Source organism: Kitasatospora sp. NPDC056076 (assembly GCF_042266305.1).
Lineage (GTDB): Bacteria > Actinomycetota > Actinomycetes > Streptomycetales > Streptomycetaceae > Kitasatospora.
In genome coordinates this window covers 63,780-71,219 of the sequence record NZ_JBHJWG010000050.1, presented here as the reverse complement: position 1 = coordinate 71,219, position 7,440 = coordinate 63,780, and the positions used below count along the sequence as shown (strand labels likewise).

The 7,440-nt window shown below is 69.2% G+C and carries 1 protein-coding gene; it reads left to right on the top strand.

Annotated features, from left to right (window positions below):
• Positions 1-518: 518 nt before the first annotated feature.
• Complete coding sequence (locus ACFC1T_RS31890) at positions 519-7,400, top strand: RHS repeat-associated core domain-containing protein (RefSeq protein WP_375894342.1); 6,882 nt, start codon at positions 519-521, stop codon at positions 7,398-7,400.
• The last annotated feature ends 40 nt before the right edge of the window (positions 7,401-7,440 follow it).

Below are 7,440 nucleotides of genomic sequence, written 5' to 3'. Positions count from 1 at the left end.
GTGGCGCGATCGGCCCGACGGAGGTCAGTGCGAGTACGAGGGCGACCGCGACGGCGTGGGAACGCCGGGGCGGATGCCCGGTTCTGCGCATACCGGGGGAAGCTCCGGAGGGAGCGCGCATGGTGAAGCCCCTTCGTGGATAGGCGTGAATGCCCGGCCGTGAATGACGGTCGGGCCATGATGGTTCGTAGAGGTCCCCAGCAAGCTGCCGCATTGGTGATTCAACGTCAATTGCCTTTCTGTGGTGGATGTCCGGTTTGACGGATCGTCCGCCGATTTCGTTCAACTGTGACGTGAATCACAACCTCAGGAGATCCTCAAGCCGCTCGACCGCTGGATCGTTAGCCCCCTACCCTCCAGCGAGACCTGTCCGCGTCAAGTCGCGACGCGGACCTCTCAAAGGGGTGGAGATGTCCTCTTTTCCCGAACTACCACCTGGTGCCACCGGGTGGGAAAAATCGCCTTCGAGGTGGCGTAGATCCCGATTGGCGGTCGTCGGTTCATTCGCGGTTCTGACCGTGCTCGCGGCGCCGCTCGGCACCGCGGTAGCGGCCCCCGGGGGCGGCGGCGCGGACAAGGGCCGGATCTGGTCGCCGCCCGGCACACCGCTGCCGAAGACGGCCTCGGTGCACGGTGCGGCGGACAAGGCGAAGTCGACCACGCCGCCGACCGGTTCGCCGGACTGGGTGCCGCCGAAGTCCCTGCCGCAGCCGAAGTCCGGTACCGCGGACGTCGCGCTGGACGGCAACGCCGGCGCGGCCAAGCAGGCGGGCGACCTCCCGGTCTGGCTGGCACCGGCGGCGGGCGGTGCCGCGCCCGCTCCTGTGCGGGTGAAGGTCGCCGCGCCGTCCGTGGAGTCCGCGAAGGGCGTGCAGGGCGTGCAGGGCACCATCGTCACGCTGGCGCGCGACGGGGCTGCGGAGGCCGGCAAGGTCCAGGTCGGGCTCGACCTCGCCGCGATGGGCGTCAGTGGTGACCTCGCCCACCGGGCGCGGCTGGTGGCGTTGCCGGAGTGCGCGCTGACCGCCCCGGACGCCGACGGCTGCCAGGTGCGGACGCCGGTGACCTCGCACTACGACGAGAAGTCGAAGCGGCTGGTCGCGGACGTCGACCTGCCGGCGGTCGGGGGGAAGGCGAAGGGCGTGCGGGCGGAGTCCGCAGCCGCGGCCGAAGCACCCGCCGCCGCAGGGCAGGTACTGCTCGCACTGGACGCCGCACCCTCCAGTGGCACCGGCACCTACAGCGCCACTCCGCTGGCCTCCAGCCAGAGTTGGACCTCGGGCAGTGCGTCGGGCTCCTTCACCTACAGCTACCCGATCGCGGTGCCGTCGTCCCTGGGTGGTGGTGCCCCCACGCTGGCGCTCGGCTACGACTCGGCGTCGGTGGACGGGAAGACGGCGTCGACGAACGCCCAGGCCTCCTGGATCGGCGACGGCTGGGACCTGAGCGCGGGGTTCGTCGAGCGCGGCTACCGGGGCTGTGACAAGGCGGGCATTCCGGGTTCGGGCGATCAGTGCTGGGGTGGTCCGAACCTGACGTTGTCGTTGGGTGGTCACTCGGGTGAGCTGGTGCCGGAGGACTCGTCGTGTGTCGCCGGGTCGGCGGCGGACGAGCAGTCGCGGTGCAAGTGGCGGCTCAAGGGTGACGACGGGACGAAGGTCGAGTTCCTGACCGGCGCCAACAACGGCACCTGGAACGGTTCGTACCTCAAGGTGACGGATACGTCCGGCACGGTGTACTACTTCGGGCTCAACCAGCTTCCGGCGGCCGATGGTTCGCCGAGCAAGGCGGGTCCGGAGAGCAAGTCGGCGTGGACGGTTCCGGTGTACTCGCCGAACCCGGGCGACCCGTGCTACGACGGCTCCAAGGGCAAGGGTTCGTGGTGCCAGAGCGCGTGGCGTTGGAACCTCGACTACGTGGTCGACGCGCACGGGAATCTGACCACGTACGCGTACACGCCCGAGACCAACTGGTATGCGCGCGGTGGTGCGCAGAACGGTGGCAAGGGTACGAACACCGCGTACACGCGTGGCGGGGTGCTGGCCGCGATCACCTACGGGCAGTTGCTGTCGGACCAGTTGGGTGCGGGCGGTTCGTACCAGGCGGCGGCGCGGGTCGACTTCGACTCGGGTGAGCGGTGCGTGTCGGACGCGGCGGCGTGCGATCCGGCGCAGCGTACGGCGGCGAACGCCGCCAACTGGCCGGACGTGCCGATGGACAAGCAGTGCCAGGACAGTGGTGCCTGCACCAACTACGGTCCCACGTACTGGTCGACGAAGTGGTTGAACGGGATCACGACCTCGATCCGCTCCGGCGGTTCGTACCGTCCGGTGGACAAGTACGAGCTGACCCACGTGTTCAAGACGCCGCAGAACGCGACGGAGAACGCGCCGATCGCCTGGTTGCAGTCGGTCAAGCGCACCGGCAAGGACACTGCCAACGGGCAGGCCGAGCAGGTGCTTCCGGCGGTGACCTTCGCGGACCTGTTGCTGCCCAACCGGGTGGACGGCCTGGTGCCGGCGCGTCCGCGCTACAACCGGCCGCGCATGGCGGTGATCACCACGGAGACCGGTGGCAGCATCGTCGTCTCCTACAAGCAGGAGCAGTGCTCGCGCACGGCGGGGCGGATGCCCGCCTCGGCCGACGGTGACACCCTGCCGTGCTTCAACGTGAAGTGGTTCGACGGTCAGGTGCAGTCCACGGTGGACGACTGGTTCCTTCGCTACCCGGTCGACACGGTGACCGTGGACCCGAACGGCAACCTGGTCTCCGGCTCGGTCCCGATGACCACCTCCTACGCCTATGGCCCGGCGGCCTGGCACCGCAACGACAGCCCGCTGGTCGAGTCCGACTACCGGACCTGGGACCAGTTCCGCGGCTTCGCGAGCGTGACCGCGGTGACGGGCTCGGGCAAGGACGGGCCGCAGACCAAGTCGACGACCAGCTACTACCAGGGCATGGACGGCGACCTCAAGGCCGACGGCAAGCCCAAGGGCGCCTCCGTCGCCGGCGTGAAGAGCGGCGGCCGGCCCGACTCCGACTGGATGTCCGGGCAGATCCTGGAGACGGACACCTACGCGGACGCCTCGGCCGACGCGGGCTCGCCGGTGTCGTACACCGTCAACTCCTACGAGAACCCGGCGGTGACGGCCACCCACAAGCGCGCCGGCCTGCCGGACCTGGTCGCCCGCTACGGCGCCACCAAGGTGACCACCGCGGTGACCACTGCGACCACCACCGGCACCCGCACCACCACGACGGTGTCGAACACGGACGCCGGGAACAACAACCGGGTCACCACCTCGCTGAGCACCGCCGACGGCACCCCGGACCTCTGCACCCGCTACCGCTACGCGGGCGGCCCGAACGCCCAGATGACCGGCCTGGTCTCCGAGCAGTTCGTCATCTCGGGCGCCAACGCCTGCACCGCGGACGCGAACGCGTCCAACACGGTCTCCGACACGCGCGCCCTCTACGACGGCCAGGGCTTCGGCAGCGCCGGCGCCAAGGCCGAGGTGACGGGCAAGCAGGTACTGAACGGCTACGACGCCAACGGCGCCGCGCAGTTCGTCACCACCGCGACCAGCACGTACGACCAGTACGGCCGGGTCACCTCGGTGACGGACCCGACGGTCACGGACAGTGCCAACCCGAACGGCGCGGTCACCACCACGGCGTACAGCTCGGCGAACCCGGGTGAGCTGCCGAACAAGGTGGTCACCGGGACCCCGGCCCCGGCCGGCGCGCCGGACGCGGGCACCGCCCGCACCAGCACCGTCGCGCTCAACCCCGCCCGAGGCCTGGCGCTCACCTCGACGGACCCCAACGGCCGGAGCACGACCAAGACGTACGACGGTCTCGGACGGGTGAAGGCGGTCTGGTCCCCGGGGCAGGACACCGGCGGCAACGCGAACGCGACCTTCGACTACGCCCTCAACGGCACCTCGGGGCCGTCCACCGTGACGACGAACTCGCTGCGTCCCGGCGGCAAGGCGTACGGGAAGTCCGTGCAGATCGTCGACGGCCTGGGACGCACCGTGCAGACCCAGGGGGACCCGGCGATCTCCGCCTACCAGGGCCGGATCATCGCGGACACGTTCTACGACTCCCAGGGGCGGGTGGGCCGCGCCTACAACGCCTACTACGAGGACACCAACAAGCCGAACACGACCCGGTGGATCCCGGACGGCGCGATGGTCCCGAACCAGAGCGTGGTGCAGTTCGACGGTCTGGGCCGGGTGGTGAACTCGCAGTTCGTGGCGCTGGGCAAGCCGCAGACCACGACGACGACGGCCTACCCCGGCGCTGACCGGGTGGACGTCACGCCTCCGGCCGGAGCCACCGCGACCAGCACGGTCACCGACGCCCGCGGGCGCAAGACGCAGGTGTGGCAGTACCGGACGGCCGCGGCGACCGGGAACCAGGCCGACGCGGACGTCACCGGCTACACGTACACGCCGGGTGGCCAGGCGGCGACCCGGACGGACTCGGCCGGGAACACCTGGAGCTACACGTACGACCAGCGCGGTCGTCAGGTGAAGGCCGACGACCCGGACACGGGTGTGTCGACCCGGACCTACGACGGTGCGGGACAGTTGGCGTCGACGACGGACGCGCGTGGTCAGACGGTCGCGATCACGTACGACCTGCTGGGTCGTAAGACCGGGACGTTCAACGGTTCGGTCGCTCCGGCGAACCAGCTGACCGGTTTCGTCTACGACACTGTGGCGAAGGGGCAGTTGAGCTCCTCGACCCGGTACGTCGGTGGGGCGGGTGGTTCGGCGTACACCAAGTCGGTCGGTGAGTACGACGCGGCGTACCGGGCGACGAAGACCTCGGTCTCCCTCCCAGGCGCCGAGATCGGCCAGACCGGGCAGGTGAGCTTCGACTACTCGGCCGCCTACAACCCGGTGAGTGGTTCGCTGGTGTCGGAGACGCGTGCCGCGGCCGGTGATCTGGCGCAGGAGGCGGTGAACTACAACTACGAGGAGTTCGGGCAGCTCAACGATATGAGCGGCGCCGGGTACACCTATCTCCGGCAGGCGGACTGGGACGCCTACGGGCGCAACATCCGTGACACGATGAACCCTTGGGGGACCCAGGTCGTCTCGACGAACACCTACGACGAGTCGACCGGACGCCTGCTGACGCAGTACGTGGACAAGCAGACGGCCACCACGGGTACGGTCCAGAACACGACCTACGTCTACAATCCGGCCGGTCGGGTCACGGCGGTGCGCACGATTCCGGACAACAGCCCGGACCGGACGGACCTGCAGTGCTTCACGTACGACTACCTGGGCCGGCTGACCACGGCGTGGTCGGACACCGGGCGGCTCAACCAGCCCACCCCGTCCCTCGCCGGGCAGGGTGCCTGCGCCAACGCGACGCCCACCAGCGGGGCTTCGACGGCGGGTACCACCACCGTCGGCGGCAGTGCGCCGTACTGGCAGGACTACACCTACGACGCGGTCGGCAACCGGACCAAGCTGGTCATGCACAACCCGACCGGCGACCAGTCCAAGGACCTGACCATCGACCAGTCCTTCCCGGCGGCGGGTTCGCGCAACACGCCGACCACGGCGGCGGGCACGGGTGGCGGCACCGGCGGCTCGCACGTACCTACCGCGGTGAAGTCGACGTTCCCGAACAACGGCAGCACGCCGGGGAGTTACCAGTACGACGCGGCGGGGAACACCACGAAGATCGCCAACCCGGGTGCGAACAAGACCCTGGGCGCGGGCTTCGTGCTCAACTCGGGCGAGTCGGTGCGCTCCAGCAGCGTGCAGCTCACCATGCAGTCGGACGGCAACCTGGTGCTGACCTCGCTGCGGACCGGCCTGGTGGTGTGGTCGACGAACACGGCCAACCACCCGGGTGCGTGGGCGACGATGCAGGACGACGGCAACTTCGTGGTCTACGACCCCCAGCGGGTTCCGCTGTGGTCCTCGCAGTCGTGGGTCGGTCCGAACAGCAAGTACTTCGCGGTCGTCCAGGACGACGGCAAGTTCATGGTGTACGCGCCGGGCTGGGCCCCGAAGTGGGACTCCCACACCTGGACGACGGTGGACGCCGCCAACGGCGCGGACCTGACCTGGGACGTCGAGGGTAAGCTCGCCACGATGAAGCAGGGCAGTGCCACGACGTCCTACGTCTACGACGCGGACGGCAACCAGCTGGTCCGCCGCAACCCCGGCAAGGTCACCGTCAACCTCGGCGCCGGAGACGAACTCACCTACGACACCGGCGCCAAGGCCAGCACCGGCACCCGCTACTACGCCCTCCCCGGCGGCGTCACCCTCGTCCGCCAGGGACCGACCAAGCTCACCTACCAGCTGGCCGACCAGCACGGCACCGGCACCCTGTCGATCGACTCGGCGACCACCGACGTCAACCGCCGGTGGACCGACCCCTTCGGCGTCCTCCGCGGCTCCGGCAGCGGCACCTCGTGGGCCGGCGACAAGGGCTTCGTCAACGGGTTGAAGGACGACGCGACCGGCTTCACCACCCTGGGCGCCCGCCAGTACCAGCCCAGCACCGGCCGCTTCCTCAGCCCGGACCCGCTGATGCTGGCCGACGACCCGCAGCAGTGGAACGCCTACGCGTACAGCAACAACGACCCGGTGAACAAGACGGACCCCACCGGCATGGCGCTCGAGGAGTGCGCGACCGGCTTCGCCAAGTGCTCCAACATGGGCACCAAGGTCGACACGACCCAGGACGGCCCGAACTACCAGCGGATCGTGGCCGAGATCAAGAGGGCGGAACCGATCCGCAAGGCGGGTTACGTCAAGTTCGTCGAGAGGAGCCTGTCCAAGCCCCTTCCGAACCCCAACCGGGAGAAGAAGGTACCGTCGCCGTCGTCGTCCGGCGGACCGGGGGGCATCATCGTCGGCCACTCCACGAGGGAGGTGAGCCACGACGCGCAGCCCACCGTCGACTACAGCGTCGGAACCGACTTCGGCTCGGCCGAATCGCTGGACCCGGTAGTCCTGGGGATCTCCGTGACGGAGGCGACCCAGTTGAGCAAGCAGGTCACGAAGAAGAACACCTTCTCCCACAGCAACAAGGTCGGCGGTAGCGTCGGGTTCAAGATTGGCGGAGTCGAGATCGGGGCTGACACCGAAGCCAGCTGGGAGTGGGGCTCCGAGGACAGCACCCAGACGACCGAGGGGAAGACCGACTCGGTGACGGTGGACCAGAAGGTCACGCTGCGGCCCACCGTGCTCCACCAGTTGTACGGCAAGTCGCCCATCGTGACCCGACGGGTCTACGAGACCACGTACTACTACGACGACGGGAGGACGACGACCAAGTCGTGGGGGACCGTCTACGTCAGCAGCTGGACCCCGGTCCTCTACCAGCCCGGGGCACCGGTGCAGGACATCAAGGAGCCGTAGCAGTGCCGGGCCGATCGTGGCCCGGCGCTGCATCACAGGA